At 67.9% G+C, this 21625-nt stretch carries 10 protein-coding genes; 5 read left to right on the top strand and 5 right to left on the bottom strand.

The annotated features are described in order from the left end of the window. Window positions 1–39: 39 nt before the first annotated feature. Window positions 40–411, bottom strand: a complete 372-nt coding sequence (locus tag ACGFZ3_RS15215; protein WP_392922869.1) for a hypothetical protein — start codon at window positions 409–411, stop codon at window positions 40–42. Continuing rightward, window positions 408–1367, bottom strand: coding sequence for a hypothetical protein (locus tag ACGFZ3_RS15210; RefSeq protein ID WP_392922866.1), 960 nt, complete (start codon window positions 1365–1367; stop codon window positions 408–410). Before ACGFZ3_RS15210 ends, ACGFZ3_RS15215 begins: the two co-directional genes overlap by 4 nt. Before the next feature lie 170 nt (window positions 1368–1537). Here ACGFZ3_RS15210 and prmA point away from each other — a divergent pair, with 170 nt between their 5' ends. From prmA to purD, 5 genes are all read left to right on the top strand, one after another. Continuing rightward, window positions 1538–2458, top strand: a complete 921-nt coding sequence (gene prmA, locus ACGFZ3_RS15205) for a 50S ribosomal protein L11 methyltransferase (protein ID WP_392922864.1) — start codon at window positions 1538–1540, stop codon at window positions 2456–2458. Between the two features lie 29 nt (window positions 2459–2487). After that, window positions 2488–3273: a DUF3426 domain-containing protein gene (locus ACGFZ3_RS15200; RefSeq protein ID WP_392922862.1), complete on the top strand. Its 786-nt coding sequence runs from the start codon at window positions 2488–2490 to the stop codon at window positions 3271–3273. 112 nt (window positions 3274–3385) lie between these two features. Continuing rightward, window positions 3386–3661, top strand: a complete 276-nt coding sequence (gene fis / locus ACGFZ3_RS15195; protein ID WP_392922859.1) for a DNA-binding transcriptional regulator Fis — start codon at window positions 3386–3388, stop codon at window positions 3659–3661. A gap of 115 nt (window positions 3662–3776) precedes the next feature. After that, window positions 3777–5360 (top strand): bifunctional phosphoribosylaminoimidazolecarboxamide formyltransferase/IMP cyclohydrolase, encoded by a 1584-nt coding sequence (gene purH, locus ACGFZ3_RS15190; protein ID WP_392922856.1) that lies wholly within the window; start codon window positions 3777–3779, stop codon window positions 5358–5360. A 63-nt stretch (window positions 5361–5423) separates the two neighbouring features. Next, window positions 5424–6710: a phosphoribosylamine--glycine ligase gene (gene purD, locus ACGFZ3_RS15185; protein WP_392922853.1), complete on the top strand. Its 1287-nt coding sequence runs from the start codon at window positions 5424–5426 to the stop codon at window positions 6708–6710. A 123-nt stretch (window positions 6711–6833) separates the two neighbouring features. Here purD and rpoH read toward each other — a convergent pair whose 3' ends face one another. From rpoH to ACGFZ3_RS15170, 3 genes are all read right to left on the bottom strand, one after another. Then, window positions 6834–7709 carry an RNA polymerase sigma factor RpoH gene (rpoH, locus tag ACGFZ3_RS15180; RefSeq protein ID WP_392922850.1) on the bottom strand — a complete coding sequence of 292 codons (876 nt, stop codon included), beginning with the start codon at window positions 7707–7709 and terminating at the stop codon, window positions 6834–6836. A 396-nt stretch (window positions 7710–8105) separates the two neighbouring features. Beyond that, window positions 8106–11720 (bottom strand): hypothetical protein, encoded by a 3615-nt coding sequence (locus ACGFZ3_RS15175; protein WP_392922847.1) that lies wholly within the window; start codon window positions 11718–11720, stop codon window positions 8106–8108. Window positions 11721–11730: 10 nt separating this feature from the next. Next, window positions 11731–21594 carry an Ig-like domain-containing protein gene (locus ACGFZ3_RS15170; protein ID WP_392922844.1) on the bottom strand — a complete coding sequence of 3288 codons (9864 nt, stop codon included), beginning with the start codon at window positions 21592–21594 and terminating at the stop codon, window positions 11731–11733. Between the last annotated feature and the right edge of the window lie 31 nt (window positions 21595–21625).

Below are 21625 nucleotides of genomic sequence, written 5' to 3'. Positions count from 1 at the left end.
GATGCGGCATCCCCGGCGCCGGGGTGCCAGGCGCCTGCATCAACGGCGGGCGTCGGCCGCCGTGATCTGGGTGTCCTTGACCGGTGCCACGCCCAGCGACGACGTCGGGTCGACGATCACCATGGTTTCGGTCGAGCCGTCCGGCCAGACCACCTGGAAGGTGCTGCCCGCCGGCAACGAGGCGAACGGCATGCCGCTCTGCGCGCGGTACACCGCGGCGACCTGGCTGGCACCGGCGCGGCGCACGTCTTCCTGTGTCTTCACCGAGGTCAGCGTCACCTTCGACAACTTCCGGTAGCGGTCATCGTAGGTGTCGATCATGACCAGACCCACGGCACCGGCCGAGTAAGCCACGAACAACGCCACCCAGAACCAGAACTTGGCGCCATGCAGGAATCGACGGTAATTCATGACCGGTTACTCCGCTTGATCAACTGCTCAACCAACGTTTTCATTTTCCCCGCACCTTGCCGCGAAACCGCAGCGTCATACACGAAAGTGGCGAAGTCCTGCCCACCGTCCTGCGAACAGATCCCTCCGTTCGCGCAGAAATTGTTCATCAGCACGCTGTCCGGCCCACAGGCCATGCCCAGCTCGCACGCCGCCAGGCGCCACGCCAGTTCGCTGAACTGATCGCCGGCTACCAGGCCCTGCAGCGCGCCATCACCGCTGGCGCGTTGGCCCATCGCGGTGGAAATGGCCATGTAGGCTTCCGGATCACGCGAGTCCATCACCCGCTCCACGAGGTCACGGCGGTACTCGGGACTGTCCTGGAGCGGCTGGCCATCGGCGAACAACGCCGCTTCAGCCGCCAGGTTGCCCGCGCGTGCGGCCAGCACGCGTTGGGTGAGAATCAACGAACGACCCAGGCCGTCGCTGGAGACAAAACCCGCGCAGCGGCGTGCAACGCGCTCGCGCGCCTGCACCATCGGTGAGGATGCGTTCATGCCCAGCCCGGTGAGCACGTTGTTGTCGAGCTGGTAGCCGCCCGGGTCCATCGCATAGATGGCGCAGTAGTCGTACACGCGGCTGACCATCCAGCCTGCCTCGGCATTGCCGTTGGCGGCCTGCAGGCGGAGGCGCTGCGCGTAGGCAAACAGGTCGGTGTCCCCTTCGATATCGGCGCGGATGTCCAGCGGCAATCCCGACGGCACCGCCGTGCTGCGCTCGCTGGCCAGCAACCGGCGCGCCAACTGCTGGGCCTGAAGCGGCGCGGCCGATGTTGCACCTACCTGCAGTTCGCTGACCGCAGCCGATCCATGGTCGGCCTGCAGCGCGCGGCCACCCGCGCGGTAACCCACCATCCCCAGCAACGCCAAGGCCGGCACCACCAGCAGCCAGGTTTTGAGCGTGGGCGCGAGGGCCATGGCGGGACCAGTTCGAAGGAGACAGACAGCAGGATGCGGAGTTTAGCAATGGCGTAACCTGTTGTCTGAACGCCCCGTCGCGTCGCTTCTCACCGACTTATGAGACGGGCGTCACCGCGAGCCCCCTCAATGGTCTAGCATTCACCGTTTTCCGCAGGTCCCTACCGCCCATGCCGTTCCTGGAACTCACCCTTCGCTGCACCGAAGCCACCCAGCCGCGCTATGAAAATGCGCTGGACGACGTGGGCGCGCTGGCGGTGACCCTGCTCGACGCCGATGCCGACACCAGCAACGAGCGCGCCATCCTGGAACCGGGCGTGGGCGAAACCCCGCTGTGGAACGATCTGGTGCTCAGCGCCCTGTTCCCGGCCGACACCAATGCGCTGGCACTGCTGGCGGCGCTCGAGGCGTTCGACCCGGGCCTTGAATGGAGCAATGCCAGTTTCCGCGCGGTGGAGGACGAAGATTGGGAGCGCGCCTGGCTCGACCAGTTCCAGCCGATGGCGTTCGGCGACCGCACCTGGATCGTGCCGTGGAACCATGAGCTGCCCGAGGCCGCACAGGCCGCCGATGCCGCCATCGTACGGCTGGACCCGGGCCTGGCGTTCGGTTCGGGCACCCACCCCACCACCGCGCTGTGCCTGCGCTGGCTGGACGCCCTGGCCGCCGAAGGCGCGCTGGCCGGGCAGACCGTGCTGGATTTCGGCTGCGGCTCGGGCATCCTGGCACTGGCCGCGCTCAAGCTTGGCGCGGCCAAGGCAGTGGGCGTGGACAACGACCCGCAGGCGGTACTCGCCACGGGCGACAACGCCGAGCGCAACGCGCTGCAGGAGCGCATGCAGGTGTACCTGCCAGCCGACGAACCGCAGGCCACCTACCCGGTGGTAGTGGCCAACATCCTGGCTTCGGCGCTGGATGCGCTGGCCGAGCTGCTGGCCGCGCGCGTGGCGCCGGGGGGCCGGATTGCGCTGTCGGGCATCCTGCATGGGCAGGAAGACGAACTGCTGGTGCGTTACGCACCGTGGTTCGAGCAGCTTGAAGTTGCGCGTGACGACGACTGGATGCGCATCACCGGCGTGCGCCGTGCTTGAATGAACCACCTCCGCCCGGCCCTGACGCGATGACCGAGCCCACCCCGCCCCCTCGCCGCCCGCTGGCGACGTTTCTGCGTGCATCCACCGATGCCCCGCCTGCGGTCGACCCACCGCCGGTAGCAGCGCCGGACGACACGGTGCCGGACGAGCACGCTGGCGAGGAAGCGCGGGACACCGGCCGGGCCGACGCGGACATCCCGCACGATCGCACGGCGGTCGGCAATGATGACGCAGCCGTGGTGGCCGACGACGATGAAGCCTTCCGGCGGCTCGCCAGCAGGAACGCGGCCCCGCTGTCGGCGACGTCAGCGCCCAGCTTCATGCGCACGCCGCAGGCGGCAGCGCCTGCGCCGCGCTGGCAATGGGGCCTGGTGACCGGGCTTGTGGTGCTGTTGTCCTTGCAGATCGCCCTTGCCGACCGCGCGCGCCTGGCCGCCGATGCCGGCAGCCGGCCATGGATCAGCGGCCTGTGCAGCGTGCTGCGCTGCAGCCTGCCGGCCTGGCGGGAGCCGGCCGCCTTCAGCATGATCAGCCGCGATGTGCGGCCGGTACCCGGTCAGCCCGGCGCGCTGCAGGTACAGGCCAGCTTCCGCAACGATGCCCGCTGGGCGCAAGCCTGGCCATCGCTGCGGCTGTCGCTGTCCGACGCCGATGGCCGCGTGATCGGTACCCGCGTGTTCGCACCTCGCGACTACCTGGACCCTACGGTTGATGCCGCTGCGGTACTGGAACCGGGCCAGAGCGCGCAGATAGCATTCCGGGTCCGCGAACCTGCCGCGTCCACCGTCGCATTCACCTTCGAGTTCCTGTAACCCGGCGTCCTGCCCACGAGCGTGGCGGCCCGGCCACGCACGCGCTAGACTGACCCCCTCCAAATTTTCCGCCAGGGTTGTGGTCCGCCCTGGCTTCGCACCGGGATCCTTCTTGAACGCTGTCCTTTCTCGTCCTGACACTAGTCGTGGCGCGCCCAAGCCACCGCTGCGCGAACACGTGGCCCAGTCGGTCCGGCGTTACCTGCGCGACCTGGACGGCTGCGATGCGGATGACGTGTACGAGATCGTCCTGCGTGAAATGGAAATCCCGCTGTTCGTGGAAGTGCTCAACCACTGCGAAGGCAACCAGAGCCGCGCGGCGTCGATGCTGGGCATCCACCGCGCTACCCTGCGCAAGAAGTTGAAGGAATACGGCATCACTACGTGATGCCTGGCTGAGGTGGGCCCGCCTGCGGGGGTACCTGCCGGACGTTGGCCACGGTCCGGTGGCGGGCATTTACGGCCTACAATACGGGCCCGCTCCGCTTCGATCTCCTGCCCCCATGAGTTCCGATCTGCTGCCCGTGCGCCGGGCCCTGCTTTCCGTTTCCGACAAGACCGGTCTGATCGACCTGGCCCGCGCCCTGGCCGCGCGCAATGTCGAGCTGCTGTCCACCGGCGGTACCGCCAAGGCCATCCGCGACGCAGGCCTGGCGGTCAGGGATGTGGCCGATGTCACCGGCTTCCCGGAAATGATGGATGGCCGGGTCAAGACCCTGCACCCGCTGGTGCACGGTGGCCTGCTGGGCCGGGCCGGCCAGGATGATGCGGTGATGGCCGAACATGGCATTGCGGCGATCGACCTGCTGGTGCTGAACCTGTACCCGTTCGAGCGCGTCACCGCCAATCCGGACTGCACGCTGGCCGATGCAGTGGAGAACATCGATATCGGCGGCCCGGCCATGCTGCGTTCTGCTGCGAAGAACTTCGCCCGGGTTGCGGTGGCCACCGATCCGTCGCAGTACGCCGAGCTGCTGGCCGAGCTTGATGCCAATGATGGCAAGCTGTCTGCCGCCAAGCGTTTCGCATTGTCGGTGGCCGCGTTCAACCGCGTAGCGCAGTACGACGCGGCGATCAGCAACTACCTGTCGGCGGTGACCGCCACCGAGGCGGCCGTGCCGCTGCGCACCGAGTTCCCGGCGCAGATGAACTCCAGCTTCGTCAAGGTCATGGACCTGCGCTACGGCGAGAACCCGCACCAGGCCGGCGCGTTCTACCGCGACCTGTCGCCGGTGGCCGGCACGCTGGCCACGTTCCAGCAGCTGCAGGGCAAGGAACTGAGTTACAACAACCTGGCCGATGCCGATGCCGCCTGGGAATGCGTGCGCCAGTTCGACGCGCCGGCCTGCGTGATCGTCAAGCATGCCAACCCCTGCGGCGTAGCCGTGGGCGCCGGTAACGGCGATGCCTACGAGCTGGCCTACGCCACCGACCCGACCAGCGCCTTCGGCGGCATCATCGCGTTCAACACGCCGCTGGACGCTGCTACCGCCAAGGTGATCCTGGACCGCCAGTTCGTGGAAGTGCTGATCGCTCCGGATTACGAACCGGCCGCGCTGGAGTACGCGCAGAAGAAGGCCAACGTGCGTGTGCTGCGCATTCCGCACGGCGAAGGCCGCAACCATTACGACACCAAGCGGATTGGCTCGGGCCTGCTGGTGCAGAGCGCGGACAACCGGGGCATGCGCCGTGACGAACTGACCGTGGTAAGCAGGCTGGCCCCGACCGAAAAGCAGTTCACCGACCTGCTGTTCGCCTGGAGCGTGGCCAAGTTCGTGAAGTCCAACGCGATCGTCTACGCCAGGGACAACCGCACCATCGGCGTCGGCGCCGGCCAGATGAGCCGCGTGTACTCGGCCCGCATCGCCGGCATCAAGGCGGCCGACGCGAACCTGGTGGTTGAAGGTTCGGTGATGGCATCCGACGCGTTCTTCCCGTTCCGCGACGGCATCGACGCCGCTGCGGCCGCCGGGATCAAGGCGGTGATCCAGCCGGGTGGCTCCATGCGCGACGCGGAAGTGATTGCCGCGGCCGACGAACACGGCCTGGCGATGGTGTTTACCGGCGTGCGTCACTTCCGTCATTGATCATCACAGGGGTCCGGTGCTTGCCGGGCCCCTTTTTTCTTCCCCTTTGTTGCGAGAACTGCCTTGAAGATCCTCGTCATCGGCTCCGGCGGCCGTGAACATGCCCTGGCCTGGAAGCTGGCCCAGTCGTCCCGTGTCACCGAGGTGCTGGTTGCACCGGGCAATGCGGGCACCGCCACCGAGGCCGGCTGCCGCAACGTGCCGGTCAAAGTCACCGACCTCGACGGGCTGCTGGCGCTGGTGCAGGCCGAAGGCGTCGGGCTGACCGTGGTCGGCCCGGAAGTGCCGCTGGTGGCTGGCGTGGTGGATCGCTTCCGCGCTGCTGGCCATCGCATCTTCGGGCCCACCGCCGCAGCGGCACAGTTGGAGGGCAGCAAGGCGTATGCCAAGGACTTCCTGGCCCGCCACAACATCCCCACCGCGTTCTACGCGGTGCACACCGAGGTGGACGCGGCGCTGGCCTACATCCGCGAGAAGGGCGCACCGATCGTGGTGAAGGCCGATGGCCTGGCCGCCGGCAAGGGCGTGATCGTGGCGATGACGCAGCAGGAGGCCGAAGACGCGGTGCGCGACATGCTGTCGGGCAATGCGTTCGGCGATGCCGGCGCGCGCGTGGTGATCGAGGAGTTCCTGGATGGCGAGGAAGCCAGCTTCATCTCGATGGTCGATGGCACCACGGCGCTGCCGATGGCCACCTCGCAGGACCACAAGCGGGTGGGCGACGGCGATACCGGCCCGAACACCGGCGGCATGGGGGCGTATTCGCCCGCGCCTGTGGTCACCGATGAAGTGCATGCACGGGTGATGCGCGAGGTGGTGAATCCCACCGTGCAGGGCATGATCGCCGATGGCATCCCGTTCACCGGTTTTCTCTATGCCGGACTGATGATCGATGCCAGCGGCGCGCCGAAAGTAATTGAATTCAACGTGCGCTTCGGCGACCCGGAAACCCAGCCGGTGATGCTGCGCCTGCAGTCGGACCTGGTGGAGCTGGTGGAAGCGGCAATCGATGCACGCCTGGACACGGTGCAGGCGCAGTGGGATCCGCGTCCTTCCCTGGGCGTGGTGATGGCGGCCTCGCCGTACCCGGAGGCGCCGATCACCGGTGACGTCATCCACGGCCTGGACCAGGTGCCGTCTACAGCCAAGGTGTTCCATGCCGGCACCACGCTGGACGCGCAGGGCCAGGTGCTCAGCGCCGGCGGCCGTGTGCTGTGCGTGGCCGCGCTGGGCGACAGCGTGGGCGACGCGCAGGCCAATGCGTATGCCGGCGTGGCGAAGGTGTCGTGGGACAACGAGTTCCACCGCAACGACATCGGCTGGCGCGCGATCGCCCGCGAGCGGGCATGATCGCCGCGGCGCCCGGCCAACGGTCGGGCGCTACCCGGCAGGTGCCCACCGTTGGTGGGCACGCTCGAAGCAACAAAAAACCCGGCAACGCCGGGTTTTCTGTGTACTGCGTTGGACGCCGCATTACGCGGTGAACAGCGCCTTCATCTTCTTCAGCGCGTTCGCTTCGACCTGGCGGATGCGTTCGGCGGACACACCGTACTCATCGGCCAGCTCCTGCAGCGTGACCTTGCTGTCGGCGTCCAGCCAGCGGCGACGGATGATGTCGCGCGAGCGTGCGTCAAGCTCGGCCAGGCCTTCGCGCAGCAGCTGCAGCTGGTTGTCTTCGCTGTCGGCACGCTCATAGGCCATCGACGGATCTTCGTCGTTGGCGACCAGGAACGCAGCCGGCGACGGCGGCGCATGCTCGTTGTCGTCATCGCTGGGCGCATCGAAACCGACATCGCGGCCGGACAGGCGCGATTCCATTTCCAGCACTTCGCGTTCGGACACGTTGAGGTCCTTGGCGACAGCGGTGACTTCGGCCGCGTTCAACCAGCCCAGGCGGGTCTTGGACTTGCGCAGGTTGAAGAACAGCTTGCGCTGCGCCTTGGTCGTGGCGACCTTGACGATGCGCCAGTTCTTCAGGATGAACTCGTGCATTTCGGCACGGATCCAGTGCACCGCGAACGACACGAGGCGAACGCCCATGTCCGGGTCGAAGCGCTTCACGGCCTTCATCAGGCCGATGTTGCCTTCCTGGATCAGGTCGCCCAGCTGCAGGCCGTAGCCGTTGTAGCCACGGGCCACGTGCACCACGAAGCGCAGGTGGGAATGGACCAGCTCGCGCGCGGCGTCCAGGTCCTGCTCGTCGCGGAAGCGGCGGGCCAGGTCCTGCTCGTCATCGACCGTCAGCACCGGGATCTGGTGCACGGCGCCGATGTAGGCGTCCAGCGAACCGAGCGCACTGGGAATCGGAAGATTGTTTGCCACAAGGGCAGTAGACATGTTCTGGCTCATAGGGGTCATCTTATCAGTCCCGTATTTGGACTGCTGACAGTTCAAAAAGTTCCAGCGTTCCGTGGGTGAAACGCTGGCGCAGATCAGGCCCCTAACGTACCGCGAAATGGTGACAGTTGCGAGTGGGCCGCGCCGCGTCAGATTCCATTGTAAATCAATGGGATATAGGCAAAAACGTCACAAGCACGTCGTTTTGGGCAGGACAATCCCACCAAAAGACACCCATTCAGGATGAAAGCGTTGCCAGGCATTCAGCGCCGGCACCCGCCAACGCCTGAACGCCCCCAAAAGCCCCCAAGCAGATGCACGGCACCGGAACCCCACCGAAGCCGACAGCCGAAGCCGCAACGCCCGGTAGTGCCACCCCATGGGTGGCAGGCCAGAACCCACCGACGCCTAGTAATATCCGGATAGATTCAAGAAGAACCCCTTCGCCTCATACCGCAGCTCGGTCAGGTCATCACTGAACTCGGTGAAGTTGTACCCCGCGCCGATCTTGAAGTTCTGCCCCACCTGGCGATCCACGCCCACCAGCCAGCCCTTCCTGTCGCCGCCCTCGCGCACATCCAGCCAGCGATACTCGGCAAGGGCTTCCCACTGGGAGAACAGCCGGTAGCGCAGCTGCAGTGCCGAGAAGTTCACCCGGCTGTCCAGCCATTCGCCCTCGCCGCGGCCGGTGCGATAGTCGCCCCAACGCCCGGCCAGCTTGCCGGCCAGCTCCCAACGGTCACTGACCTGCATGACGCCTTCGAACGAGACGATCTGCGATTTCTGGTCATACACGTTGCCGCCTTCCTGGCCCAGCGACGCCACGTCGTACAGATAGGTGTACTTGCCGAACGCCGCCCAGCGCGTGTTGTCGTGCGGGCGCCAGGCGAACCCCAGGTTGGATTCCACCAGCTTGGCGTCAGCGAGCGGGTTGCGCCTGTCGTCGGTGTCGGCGTAGTTGGCGCGCAACGCGATGCGCCAGTCCTCGTTGACCTTGTACAGCAGACGGTTGGTGGTCACCCACTGGCGGCGGTCTTCAGCGCCTTCATCGCGGCGGTACTCCAGCTTGCTGGTCCACTGGGTGTTCGCATCGGTCCGCCCGCCGTTGACGCTGTACGCGCGGCGGTCAACCCGCCCGGTGGTGGCATCCAGCTCGCCATCCATCACGCTGAAGCCCAGCGTCCAGCCCTGCGCGGGGTAGAAGTCCATGCCGAAGGTGTGTACCAGCCCGGCACTGTCGTCGCGGCGGTCCTTGAGGTACTGGCTTTCGTTGAACACGTTGACCTGGTTGCTCAGGCGCCAGCGCTGGCCCAGCGTCCAGCCCGACTGCAGCCCGGTGTCATACAGCGGGTCGGTGGTGGTGCGGTCGGTGCTGTAACTGTAGTTGCCGTAGAAGCTGTGCTCGGGCGTCATCCAGTATTCGCCCTCCAGCTTCGCGCCATCGCCGCGGCTGCCGCTGCTCACTTCCGCGCCCAGGCTGGAGCGGTTGCCGAACAGGTAGCGTGCGCCCAGTGTGGCCAGGTCGTTCTTCTCGTAGGCGCCGCTGTCGTCATCCACGGTCAGCTGCCCTACTCCGTACAGCTCCCACTTGGCACCGAAGCGCTGCCGGTAGCTCAGCGCCGCCAGCGTGCCGTCCACATCGGTGCCGGCGTTTTCCTCGCGTACCCGGCGCAGTTCGGCACCGAGCTGGCCATCGTTGCCCAGCCGCCAGTCCATCGTGAGCTGCGACTGCTCCACCGCCACCTCACCGCGTTCGGCGCGGCTGTGCCGGCCGTACAGGCTCAGGTTGTCGGTGAAGTACCCCAGGAACTCTGCGCCGTATTCTTCCAGCGCCAGCCCGCTGTCCATGCGCGAGACCGAGAAACCGGCATCCACGTCGCGCCACCAGGCCCCCATGCTCCAGTCCTGCCTGGTCCAGCCCAGCTCGCGCAGGTTGGCGCGCGCTTCCACCGCGCGGGCATCGCCCTTGCGGTCACCGCTGACCGGGTTGCGCTGGATGAAGCTCAGGCCGCCGTTGTCCGAATAGAAGATCGGCGCCGCAGTGGCTTCGGTACGGGTCTGCTCCAGCTTGAGGTAGGTGCCACGCCCGGCCTGCAGGGTGAGGTCGGCGCCCATCAGGCTGTAGTCGTCGCCACTGCGGTTTTCATCGACGTAGGTGCCGCCGATCGCCACATGGTCGCCCAGCCATTGCTTGCCGCGCAGGCCGGCGCTGACATCGTCGGTGCTGAAGCCCACCGGGATGTACTCGTAATCCACCAGCAGCAGCTGGTCGTAGCCGTCCAGCGGGGTATCCCGGGTCAACGTGCGCACGTTCTCACGGGTGATCTGCGACAGCGCGCGGGTCAGGAACAGTCGGCCCTGGATCTCGTTGATCTCGTAATCCACGCCCCGCTGCAGGTTGGTGCGCACTTCGGTGCGGCCGGTGGTACGGTCGCGCACCTCCAGCACCACCTGCTCCGAGCCGGGCAGCAGGTCGGTGTGGCGCAGGTAGTACAGGCTGCCGCCGGTGCCGAGGAACTCGCTGTGGCCCAGCGCGGACTGCGCTTCGGATCCAAACGCCTTCAGCAGCGAGCGTGGATCGCCCAAGGGGGTGGTGGCACGCGAGCGCCAGCTCACGGCCGCGCCATACAACGAACGCACGTACTGGCCGTACTCGGTACCGGTGAAGCCGGTGGCGAAGTTGCCCCACAGCGCCTGGTTCTGGTCCCAGTCCACGCGCACGTACAACCTGCCCTGCGTATCGACGTCGCGATACGTGGTGGAGTCATCACCGTAGACCGGGTAGTACTGGTCCGGGTCCAGCCGGCGGAACACATCGCGCGCATCGGCATCCAGGAAGCCGTCGAACAGCCGCTTCAGTTCGCGGTCGTAGGTGTCGGCCTGGGCAGTGACCAGGTATTTGCCACGAAGCTTGCTCTTCAGGTAGAACGCCAGCCGGCCTTCGCTGAGGAAGCTGTCGTCCTGGTCGCGGTCGGCAGCCAGCGGGTCCAGGTTGCCGCTGGCGGTGTTGCTCGACAACGTCACGTCGGCCAGTGCCACCAGGAACCGGTAGCTGCCGGTGACCTCCACGTCCAGCGTGCGGGTCAGGGTGGGCGCATCCATCGCTTCCACCTGCACCAAATAGCGGTGCTGGCCGATCGGCTCCAGGAACTCGGCGGCGAACTTCTGCTCGAGGTCCACCGGGAAGCTCAGGCCATTGATCAGCACCCGTGCGTTGGGGCTCAGGCCACGCCCGTAGATGCGCACCCGCGAACCGTAGATCGGGATGTTCTGCTGGCGCAGCGCGTTCTGGCCATAGATCGCATTGCTCAGCTGCTGGGCCTGTGCATCGTCGCCGTCGAGCACGCGGCCGAGGGTGCGCTGCACGTTGTCACGCACCAGCTGGGTGCCACGTTCGTAATCGGTGGGCAGCACCAGCTGGAAGCGCTGGGCGTTGGTTTCATCGAAGGAGCCATCACGGCCGTACGCGCGGGCGATGTACTGCAGGTCGTCGCCGACGCGCAGGTTCAGGTTTTCCGGCAGCTGGCCATCCCATTCGGTATTGCCCACGTAGTCGACCGGCATTTCGATGCGCGCCAACGGCGTGACGAGGTCGGTGTCGCTGCCGCGATAGATCACCACTTCCAGTCGTTCGATGAACGAAGCGTAGTTGTTGTAGCCATGGAAGCGCAGCGGTTTGGTCAGGCGTCCGTTCTCGAACGGGGCCATCGAACCGGTCTGTACGTTGAGCACCGGCGCCGACAGTGCCGGGTCTTCGGTGGCCCACACCACCGCGCCGTCGGGCAGCTCGGTGGCCGAGGCGCCATTGGGCGCCGGCACGAACGCGCTGGGCGCCGTCGGATCGGACGGCGCATCCGCCGCCGGGTGCACCTGCAGCAGCAGGTCGTTGCCCTGGCGGCAGCCATCCACGCCGCACAGCGTGGTGGGCACCTCCGGCACGGGTTGCGGGGCCTGCGCGTGGCTGGTCGGCAGCCACAGCACCAGCAGGAGCACCAAGGGGCTGAGTGAGGTCTTGTTGATCATGGGCATCTCCTCAGCGATCCGCACGGGTGGCGGGGCGGGCCGGCGCAGTAGGCTGCACCTGGACCTGCACACGGGCGGCAACGTCGGCCGGAAGGCGTGGCAGCAATGCCTGCCGCAACGCATCGGCACGCCGTGCGGCCAGTTCGGGCGTGGCCTGCCCCACGGCCACGTTGAGCTGCCCACCGCCCTGCGCCTGCAGCGTGCGGGCGGCATGCGCCAGCACCGCTTCAGCCGCCGGGCCGAGCGTGGCCTGGCCGGGAACGAACAGTCCTTCGCCGACCTCGAGCACCGATGGCGGTGGTCCTGCCCCCATGCGTCCTTCCGGCAACGCGACACCGAAGTCGAAGCGCACCGGCAGCCCCGGGGTGATCCGCCGCACCAAGGGGTTGCGGGTGGTGAAGCGCGCCTCACCCGGCAAGGTGCTGGGGTCGACCTTGAGGATGAAGTTGCGTCCGCGCGCCTGGCCGCCGTTGATGCCGACCAGGTGGTAGCGGCCGTAGGCGTCGGTTTCGATCACCAGGCCTTCCACCGACACCACGCGCACGCCGGGTATTCCGCGCTCACCGGCATCCTGCACGCCGTTTCCGTTGCGGTCGTCGAACACGCTGCCGATCACCAGGCTCTCATCCAGCAGCGGATCGCCGACAACCTCCACGTCGGCCGAGGCCACGTTGCTGATGGTGGTACCCAGCACATCGGCTGCGGTGATGCGGTTGGTGTGCACGCCCAAGCCGACACCCGCCCCTACCCGCAGGTAGTACACCAGCGTCGCCGAGCCACCCGCCGGGATATCCAGTCCATCGATCCGCAGCGGTGCCACGCCGCTGGCACGTGCGGCGTTGTCGGCATCGCGGGCTTCGAATCCACCCGGAATGAAGGTGAAGCCACTCGGCAGGGTGTCGAGCAGGGTCACGCCCAGGGCATCGAAGTCGCCCATGTTCTCCACGGTCACCACATAGCGCACCACGTCGCCTACCTGCACGCTGCGCTGGGTGGCCTGCTTGGTGAGGCGCAGGACCACCGCGTCGGCGGTAACCACCACATTCACCCAGCCCTCCACGCACACCGGGGTGGGCATCGAGGTGTCGCAGATGTTGTAGCTGAAGTTGTCCAGGCCGCTGTAGCCCACGAAGGCGGTGTAGACGCACTCGCCGTTGCCGCAGGTCGCCCGGCCGCTGGAGGCGGCACGGCCCAGCCGCATCGACGCGGGGTTGATGCGCGCGCCGCTGGTGGTCAGGTTGTCCAGCAACGGTACGGTGGTGGTGGTACCGCTGAGCACGGTGATGTTCTCGTCCACCACATCCACGTCGTTCAGGCCGGTCTGCACGCTGACCGTGGCGCTGCTGCAGGTGGACGGCGAGGCCTGGCTGCAGACGGTGTAGGTGAAGCTGTCGGCGCCGCTGTAGTGGGTCATCGGGGTGTAGCGCACGCTGCCACCTGGCAGCACCACCGCGGTGCCCATGGTCGGCGCAGCGGTGATGGTTACCACCACCGTATCCGGGTCGACCGGAGCGCCGTTGGCCAGGTCGTTGGCCAGTACCGGCACGTCGACCGGGATGTCCTGCGGAGTGCTGGCCTGGTCGTTGTTGGCCACCGGCACGCTGTTCGGTGCTGCCGCCAGCGTGACCGACAGCGTACCCACCGCACACACCGTGGGCTGCGCCACCAGGCAGATCTGGTAGGTGGTGGTGTAGGTCGTGCCGGGGGCACCGGCGGCGACGTCGACACTGCCGTCGGGCTGGATGGTCAGCGCGGCGGTGTTGGTCGGGGTCAGCACCACCGCAGTCGGATCCACCGGTGCGCCGTTCAAGGTGTCGTTGGTCAACACGTTGGTCACGCCGGTCGCCCCGCCCGGCGGGACGCCAGGCACGGTGTCGTCGGCGGCGACCAGCGCACCGGCCGCTTCAAGGGTGACCGATACGGTGCCCACATCGCACACGGCAGGCTGTGCCACCAGGCAGATCTGGTACGTGGTGGTGTAGGTGGTGCCGGGCGTACCGGCTGCCACATCCACACTGCCATTGGCCTGGATGGTCAGCGCAGCAGTGTTGACCGGGGTCAGCACCACCGTGGCCGGGTCGAGCGCGGCGCTGTTGTAGGTGTCGTTGGCCAGCACGTTGGCCACGCCACTGGCACCGGCAGCCGGTACGTTGGCCACCGTGTCATCCACCGCGTCCAGCAGGCCGGGCGTGGTGGCCAGGGTGACCGACACCGTACCGATATCGCACACCGTCGGCTGTGCCACCAGGCAGAGGCGATAGGTGGTGGTGTAGGTGGCGCCGGGCGTGCCTGCTGCCACGTCCAGGCTGCCGTTGGGCTGGATGGTCAGCGCCGTGGTGTTGTTCGGGGTCAGCAGCACCGTGGCCGGATCGAGCGCCGCGCCATTGAAGGTGTCGTTGGCGAACACGTTGAGCAGGCCCAGCGCGCCGGTGGCCGGCACGTTGGTGGCGGTGTCGTCCACGGCATCCAGCAGCGCCGCCGTGACCGTCACGCTGACCGTGGCGGTATCGCACACGTTGAGGTTGGGCGCGGGCAGGCACACCTGGTAGGTGAAGCTGTCGGTGCCGGTGAACCCAGCATTGGGCGTGTAGCTGATGGTGTTGTCGCCGTTGACCACGGCGGTGCCATTGGTGGGTGGCACCGACACGGTGAACACCGGACCCGGCGGCAACGTGTCGTTGGCCGCCACGTTGAGCACGGTGGTACCACTGCCGGCAGGCAGGGTGTCATCGGCCGCGTCGGGACGCACCGCCACCACGGCCGTGGCCTGCGCGCAGTTGGTCGGCTGTGCGTTCTCGCAGACCTGGTAGGTGAGCGTGGTGGCGGCGGGCACTGTGCCCGGTGCCACCGTCACCACCCCGTTGGCGGCCATGCTGTAGCCCGGCACCGCGCTGACCAGCGACGCGGTCACCGGCGTCGTGCCCGGCACGATCAGTGCGCCGTTGAAGGTGTCGTTGAGCAGCACGCTGGTGGTGCTGCCTCCGGAGGGCGCGACCGGGGTGGCGCTGAAGTCATCGCCCACTGCGACCAGCGCACTGGCCGTCACGGTCAGGCTGACGGTGGCGGTGTCGCACACTCCCGCGCCGGGGGCCGGCAGGCACACCTGGTAGGTGAAGCTGTCCGCGCCGGTGAAGGGTCCGCTCGGGGTGTAGCTGATGGTGCCATCGCCATTGACCACGGCGGTGCCGTTGGCCGGTGCAACCGACACGGTGATGGTGGGGTTGGTCGGCAGCGTGTCATTGGCGGCGACGTTGAGCACGGTGGTTGTGCCCGCAGCAGCCGACAAGGCGTCGTCGGCCGCGACCGGGCTGACCGCAACCACGGCGGTACCCTGCGCGCAGTTACTGGGCACCGCGTTTTCGCATGCCTGGTAGCTGAGGGTTACCACCGCCGGGGTGGTGCCCGCGGCGACGCTGACCACGCCATTGGCCGCCATGCTGTAGCCGGCGACCGGGCTGATCAGCGACGCCGTCACCGGCGTGGTGCCGGGCACGATCGGCGTGCTGTTGAAGGTGTCGTTGAGCAGCACGCTGGCGGTGCTGCCGCCGGCGGCCGGCGCGATCGGGGTGCCGGTGAAGTCATCGTTCACCACCGTCACCGAGGTGGCGGCAACCGTCAGCGTCACGGTGGCGGTGTCACAGACCCCGGCAGCGGGCGCCGGCAGGCAGGCCTGGTAGGTGAAGCTGTCGGAACCGGTAAAACCGGCGTTGGGCGTGTAGCTGATGGTGCCATCGCCGTTCACCGTCGCGGTGCCATTGGCCGGTGCAACCGACACGGTGATGGTGGGGTTGGTCGGCAGCGTGTCGTTGACGGTGACGTTGAGCACCGTGGTAGTGCCGGCAGCGGCGTTGAGGGTGTCATCCACCACCACCGGGCTGACCGCCACCACGGCAGTGGATTGGGCGCAGTTGGTGGGAACGGCGATTTCGCATACCTGGTAGCTGAGCGTGGTGGCCGCCGGCGTGGTGCCCGGGGCAACCGTGACCACGCCATTGGGCGCCATGCTGTAGCCGGTCACCGGCGTTACCAGCGAGGCGTTTACCGCCGTGGTCCCGGGCACGATCGGTGCCCCATTGAAGGTGTCGTTGAGCAGCACGCTGGCGGTGCTGCCACCGGCGGCTGGCGCGATGGGTGTGGCGGTGAAGTCGTCGGCCGCAGCGGTCAGCGTGGTGGCACTCACGGTGATGCTCACCGTCGCGGAATCGCAGACACTGGCGCCCGGCGCGGGCAGGCACAGCTGGTAGGTGAAGCTGTCGGGACCGGTGAAACCGGCAGTGGGCGTGTAGCTGATGGTGCCGTCGCCGTTGACCACCGCGGTACCGCTGGTCGGCGCGGTCGGAATGGTGACGACCGGGTTCAGCGGTGCGGCATCGTTGACCAGGACGTTCAGCACGGTGGTGGTCCCGGCGGTGGCCGGCAGCGCATCGGCCACCGCCTCGGGGCGCACGGCAACCTGGACCGCAGCGCTGGCGCAGTTGGTCGGTGCCGCGTTCTCGCATACCTGGTAGTTCAGCGTGATCGCTGCTGGCGTGGTACCCGGCGCCACGGTGACAACACCGTCGGCCGCCATCGTGTAACCGGTGGCGGTGGTAAGCAGCGTGGCGGTGACCGGCGTAGTGCCGGGCACGATGGCCCCACCGTTGAAGGTGTCATTGAGCAGCACGCTGGCGGTGCTGCCACCGGCCGCCGGCGCGATGGGCGTTGCCGTGAAGTCGTCGTTGACCGCGGTCAGGCCGGTGACGCTGACAGTGACCGCAACCGAAGCGGTATCGCAGACCGCTGCGCCCGGTGCCGGCAGGCACACCTGGTAGGTGAAGTTGTCCGCACCGGTGAAGCCGGCGACGGGCGTGTATGTGATGGTGCCATCGCCGTTGACCACGGCGGTGCCGTTGGTCGGCGCAACCGCGACGGTGATGGTCGGGTTGGCCGGCAAGGTGTCGTTGGCGGTGACGGCGAGCACCGTGGCGCTGCCCGCGGCGGCGGGCAGGACATCGTCCACCGCGACCGGGCTCACGGCGACCACGGCCGTGGCCCCGGCGCAGTTGGTGGGCACTGCGGTTTCGCACACCTGGTAGTTCAGGGTGACCGCAGCCGGGGGGGTGCCCGGCGCCACGGTGATCACCCCGTTGGCATCCATGCTGTAACCGGTGACCGGCGTGGACAGCGACGCTGTCACGGCGGTGGTACCGGGAATGATCGGCGCACCGCTGAAGGTGTCGTTGAGCAGCACGCTGGTGGTGCTGCCGCCGGTGGCCGGCGCGATCGGCGTTGACGTGAAGTCATCGGCCACGGCGGTAAGCGTGGTCGCACTGACGTTGACGCTGACGGTAGCGGTGTCGCAGACACTGCCGCCCGGCGCGGGCAGGCACACCTGGTAGGTGAAGCTGTCCGCGCCGACGAACGCGCCGGTCGGGGTGTAGCTGATGCTGCCATCACCATTGGCCACGGCGGTGCCGTTGGCTGGCGCCGACGCGATGGTGACCACCGGATTCAGCGGTGCCGCATCGTTGGCCAGCACGTTGAGCACGGTGGTGGTGCCGGCCGTGGCCGGCAGGGCGTCATCGATCGCGTCAGGAGCGACCGCCACCACGGCCGTGGCGGCGGCGCAGTTGGTCGGCAAGGCGGTCTCGCACACCTGGTAGCTCAACGTGACCGCTGCGGGCGTGGTGCCCGGCGCCACGCTGACCACGCCCGTGGCGGCCATGGTGTAGCCCGTCACAGGGCTGAGCAGCGACGCGGTGACCGGCGTGGTGCCAGGCACGATCGCTGCGCCGTTGAAGGTGTCATTGAGCAGCACGCTGGGGGTGCTGCCGCCTGCGGCCGGCGCAATCGGGATGCCGGTGAAATCGTCATTCACCGCAACCAGCGTGGTGGCGGTCACCGTAAGCGCCACGGTGGCGGTATCGCACACAGTGCCGTGTGGTGCCGGCAGGCACAGCTGGTAAGTGAAGGTGTCCGGGCCGACAAACGCACCGGTCGGGGTGTAGCTGATGCTGCCGTCGCCATTGACCGCGACAGTGCCGCTGGTCGGTTGCACGGTCACGCTCACCACCGGGGCAAGCGGGGCGACATCATTGGCCAGCACGTTGAGTACGGTGGTGGCGCCGGCGGTGGCTGGCAAACTGTCATCGACCGCGTCGGGACTCGTCACCACTACCGCGGTGGCCGTAGCGCAGTTGCTGGGCAGCGCGGCTTCGCAGACCTGGTAGTTCAGCGCCACGGAGCCCGGCAGCGTACCGGCGGCGACCGAGATCACACCGTCGGTAGCCATGCTGTAGCCCGTCACGAGAGTGGTGAGCGATGCAATGACCGGGGTGGTGCCGGGCACGATGGGCGCGCCGTTGAAGGTGTCGTTGAGCAGCACGCTGGGCGTACTGCCGCCACTGGGCGGAATCGGACTGGCGCTGTAATCGTCGTTCACCGCCACCAGCGCGGCGGCGGCGATGCTGATGGTCACCTGCGCGGTATCGCAGGTGGTGCCATCGGGCGCGGGCAGGCACACCTGGTAGCTGAGCGTGTCGGCCCCGCTCTGGCCCGCCGTGGCCGTGTACTGCAGGCTGCCATCGGCGGCCAGCACGGCGGTACCCTTGGTCGGCGCAACCGCGATGGTGAACGTCGCACCGGCCGGCACGTTGTCGTTGGCGGCCAGGTTGAAGCTGCCCGGCTGGGTGCCGGTGACCGAGGCGGTGTCGTCGAATGCATCCGGGGCGATCAGCACCTGTACTGCCGCGGTGTCACAGTTGCTGGTGGAGCCCAGTTCGCACAGTTCATAGGCAAGCGTGGCGGCGCCGGCGGGTGCGAACCCGGACACGGTGATCACGCCGCCCGCATCGATGCTGAAACCGGCCGGTGCGCCGACCAGGTTCACGGTGACCTGCAACGGGTTCGCCGCGGCGCCGTTGAAGGTGTCGTTGCCGAGCACGCTCGGGGTGGTGCCGCCGGCGCCGGGGGCGAACACCGGCGTGCGGAAGTTGTCGTCCACCGCATCGAGGGTGTTTGCGATGACGTTGATGCTCACCGTACCGGTGGCGCAGGTTCCGGCATCCGGTGCCGGCAGGCAGACCTGGTACTGCAGAGTCTGGACGCCTGCGCCGGCAGGCGTGTAGCTGAAGCTGCCGTCGGGCTGCAGGGAGAAGGTACCGGCTGCCGGTGGGGTGAGCACCGTATAGGCCGCACCGGCAGGCGCGTTGTCATTGATGCTGACATCGCCCACCAGCGGCTGGGCGGCCGACGTGGTGTAGCTGTCGTCGGCAGCCGCGGGAGCGATCAGCAGCGCGACTGCTGCGGTATCGCAGTTGCTGGTGGTACCGGCTTCGCACAGCTCGTAGCTGATGCTCACCGCACCGGCGGCGGCACCGGCCGGGACGTTGATCACCCCGGCGCTGGTGATGGTGTAACCCGGCGGCGCGGTGCCGGTCAGGCTCAGGGTGACCTGCGCAGCGGAGGCGGGCGCGGCGTTGTACAGGTCGTTGCCCAGTACCGACGGCGTGCTGCCGCCGGTGACCGGCGAGATCGCAGGCGTGGTGAATGTATCGTCCACCGCATCGACGGTGTTGGCGGCGATGACGAACGCGGCCGTGGTGGTCGCGCACACGCCGCTGTTTGGCGCGGGCAGGCACACCTGGTAGGTGATCGTATCGGTGCCGGCGCTGCCGGCGGCCGATGTGTAAGTGAAACTGCCGTCGCTGTTGAAGACCAGCGTGCCCAGGGTCGGTTGGCTCAGCGCGGCGAATACCGCGTTGGGCGGCGGCGCATCGTTGGTGCCGACATTGCCGCTGAACGCCTGGCCGGACTGGAGATTGAAGCTGTCCGGCTGCGCCGCCGGGCTGACCAGCACCTGCACGTTGGCGGTGCTGCAGTTGGCAGGAGCCGCGTTCTCGCAGAGCTGGTAACTCAGCGCGGTGGCACCGGCCGGAACGCCGGCCGCTACGGTGATCACACCGCTGGTGGGATCCAGGCTGAAACCGGCCACCGCACCCTGCAGGGTAGCGGTGACGGTGCCCGGGGTGACCACGACGCCATTGAGGGTGTCGTTGCCCAGTACGCTGGGGGTACTGCCGCCGGTGAGGGCCGGGACTGGAGTCGGGAACAGGTCATCGTTGGCCAGCAGCGCATTGGCGCCCAGGGTCACGGTGACGACTGCGGTATCGCAGACGCCGCCATTGGGGGCCGGCAGGCACACCGAGTAGCCGAACGTATCGGTGCCACTGGCCCCGGCATTGGGCGTGTAGGTAAAGGAACCATCCGCGTTGAGGACGACGGTACCTTGGGTCGCGGCCGCACCCGCTGCGGTGAACGCGGAGCCGGCCGGGGTGTTGTCGTTGCCAGCCACGCTGCCCGATACCGGCTGCCCGGCGCCGGGCGTGGTGATGGCATCGTCCAGCGCATTCGGGCCCACCACCACCTGCACCGTGGCGGTATCGCACAACGTGGGCGCAGCGGTGACGCAGATGCGGTACGCCAGACTGACCGGACCCGCCACGGCGTTCGCCGGCACGCTGATCGCACCGGCGTTGATCGTGTAACCCGCCGGTGCGGTGATCAGGGTCGTGGTCAGGGTGGCCGGATCAACCGCAGCGCCATTGAATGTGTCGTTGGTGAGCACGCTGGGCGTGATGCCGCCCGCCGCAGCCGGAATGGCCCCGGCGCTGAAATCATCGTTGACCGCGTCGATCACGTTCGCGGTGAGGTTGACCGTAACCGTGGCGGTGTCGCACACGGCGCCGTTGGGCGCGGGCAGGCACAGCTGGTAACTGAAGGTATCGGTGCCGGTGGCACCGGCATTGGCCGTATAGGTGAAGTTGCCGTCCGTCAGAAGCTGCAGGGTGCCCTGTGTCGGTGCGGCGGTCTGGGTGAACGTGGAGTCGACCACGTAGTTGTCGTTGTCGCGCACGTTGCCGACCAGCTGCGCGCCCGCCTGCACGGCGTAGCTGTCGTCCACGGCGTTGGGGGCCACCACAAGCTGCACATTGGCGCTGGCGCAGTTGCTGGGCGAAGCCGCCTCGCAGATCTGGTACGTCAGCGTCACCGGGCCCGACGCCGCGGTGGCGGGCACGCTGATGGTGCCATTGGCGTTGATGGAATAGCCCGCCGGCGCAGTGGTCAGCGTGGCGACCACCGCCGCATCCACGAACGCGTCCCCGCGCAGCGTGTCATTGGCGAACACGCGCGGTGTGGTGCCACCGGCACCGGGCGGAATCGGCGTGGCGGTGTAGTTGTCGTTGTTGGCGACGATTGCCGCCGCCTGCACGCTGATCGTGGGCGTGGTGGCGGTGTTGTCGCCCGGGGTGGGATCGGTGGTGCCTGGCGGCGGTGTGATGGTGGCGCTGTTGGCCGAGATGGTGGCCGGGGTGACGACAGGCGCGGTACCCGTGACCAGCACCACCAGCACCTCGCCCACGCCGACGTTGACCCCGACATTGACGCTGTCGGTACCCGACGCCGCGGAACAGGAGGTGGCGGCCGACACCGGCGCGCAGGTCCAGGTCACGCCGGTGAGCTGGGTCGGCACCGAATCGGTCAGGAGTGCGCCCACGGCCTGCGACGGTCCGCCATTACGTACCTCGATGCGGTACTGCACGGGCGCACCGGCCGCAACCGGCACCGGCGAGGTGATGGTCTTGACGATGCTGAGTTGCGCGGTGGCCGCCAGGGTATTGCTGTCACTGCTGCTGTTGTTGCCCGGGGTGGGATCGGAAATGTCGGCCGGTGCGGCAACCGTGGCGGTGTTCACCAGCGGGTTGCGGTAGGCCTGCGCATGCACGCCGGCGGTGGCCAGGGCCATCAGCAATACGCCAGCCAGGGGCCGCGCGCGGGCGCGCAGGCGGCTGGCGGCGGGCTGGGAAAGGGAGCGGCGGGCGCTGGCGGTCGGCATGCAGTGATCCTCGAAAGCAGCGCGCAGGGAC

Origin of the sequence: Stenotrophomonas sp. NPDC047960, assembly GCF_043204395.1 — a bacterium.
Taxonomy (GTDB): domain Bacteria; phylum Pseudomonadota; class Gammaproteobacteria; order Xanthomonadales; family Xanthomonadaceae; genus Stenotrophomonas.
This window is presented reverse-complemented; position numbering and strand designations above follow the sequence as displayed.

Bases quoted from the DNA above. Each gene is read 5' to 3' on its own strand.
- ACGFZ3_RS15215 (WP_392922869.1), bottom strand. From the start codon at position 411: ATGAATTACCGTCGATTCCTGCATGGCGCCAAGTTCTGGTTCTGGGTG.
- ACGFZ3_RS15210 (WP_392922866.1), bottom strand. From the start codon at position 1,367: ATGGCCCTCGCGCCCACGCTCAAAACCTGGCTGCTGGTGGTGCCGGCC.
- prmA (WP_392922864.1), top strand. From the start codon at position 1,538: ATGCCGTTCCTGGAACTCACCCTTCGCTGCACCGAAGCCACCCAGCCG.
- ACGFZ3_RS15200 (WP_392922862.1), top strand. From the start codon at position 2,488: ATGACCGAGCCCACCCCGCCCCCTCGCCGCCCGCTGGCGACGTTTCTG.
- purH (WP_392922856.1), top strand. From the start codon at position 3,777: ATGAGTTCCGATCTGCTGCCCGTGCGCCGGGCCCTGCTTTCCGTTTCC.
- rpoH (WP_392922850.1), bottom strand. From the start codon at position 7,709: ATGAGCCAGAACATGTCTACTGCCCTTGTGGCAAACAATCTTCCGATT.
- ACGFZ3_RS15175 (WP_392922847.1), bottom strand. From the start codon at position 11,720: ATGATCAACAAGACCTCACTCAGCCCCTTGGTGCTCCTGCTGGTGCTG.
- ACGFZ3_RS15170 (WP_392922844.1), bottom strand. From the start codon at position 21,594: ATGCCGACCGCCAGCGCCCGCCGCTCCCTTTCCCAGCCCGCCGCCAGC.